The 809-nt window shown below is 29.7% G+C and carries 1 protein-coding gene and 1 pseudogene; both read left to right on the top strand.

Features of this window, described 5'->3' with window-relative positions:
- A pseudogene (locus B3J44_RS09425) lies at nucleotides 1–132 on the top strand (flavodoxin reductase); the annotation flags it as partial.
- A 162-nt stretch (nucleotides 133–294) separates the two neighbouring features.
- Nucleotides 295–603: a hypothetical protein gene (locus tag B3J44_RS09420; protein WP_286968029.1), complete on the top strand. Its 309-nt coding sequence runs from the start codon at nucleotides 295–297 to the stop codon at nucleotides 601–603.
- Nucleotides 604–809: the final 206 nt, after the last annotated feature.

Here is an 809-nt window from a genome sequence, read left to right as displayed (position 1 = left end):
GTTACAAAAGGAACCGCAGAAATGACGAAAAATTCTATTTTAACAGATGGAGAAATTGCTGAAGGTTTAATTTTAACTTGTCAAGCGCATCCAACATCAGAAACTATTTATGTAGATTACGACGACGTCTAGTCGTATTAAATTCCAATATCAAAAATTCCAAATTCCAACTTTACAATTGGAGTTTGGAATTTTTTTTGTTTAATTGCGTTTCTACTCTTTGTCAAAGTTTAAAACTTTGACAAAGATGTATCTTGGAATTTTGGAATTTAAAAAATTGAAAATTAATTGTTTATGAAATCTGTACGAGAAATTTTTAGAAATAAAGAATATCTTCTGGACGAACCAGAAGTTATTAAGCTAGTTGATTACTGTGAAGAACTTCAGGATGAAATTGTTGAATTTAAATTTCAAAAAACGGACAATAAAGAACTTGCTTTCCTTGATATGATCAAAGAAGTTATAAAAGGATGTGATGCTGTTGAAAGAGAACAAATGGAACACGAACGCTATGGTTATGACGCATCGAATTATCAGGAAACCATTGCAAATCTAAAAAGCTATATTTATCAACGTTGTCGTGATGAAAAGATTTGGCTCTAATTGAAATAAAAGCAAAATTTTATCAAAATATTGCCGAATTTTTAGTAAATTAGAGGTAAAATTATAGCAATCTCAATCTCATTGTTTTGAGATTTTACAGAGCTAGATCAAATTTGTCAAACATTTAAAACATTAAATATCATGACAGCTCACGTACAACACTTTCATCTCTATCTATTTATTATGCTGGTTGTAACTGCTTCGCT

It is taken from the genome of Flavobacterium sp. UBA4854, assembly GCF_002399805.1.
GTDB lineage: Bacteria > Bacteroidota > Bacteroidia > Flavobacteriales > Flavobacteriaceae > Flavobacterium > Flavobacterium ginsengisoli.
The sequence above is the reverse complement of the archived record's forward strand: the minus strand, read 5'-3'. Positions and strand labels throughout refer to the sequence as shown.

What these genes read in the sequence shown, in the direction of transcription:
- B3J44_RS09420 (WP_286968029.1), top strand. Translation starts at nt 295, where the DNA reads ATGAAATCTGTACGAGAAATTTTTAGAAATAAAGAATATCTTCTGGAC.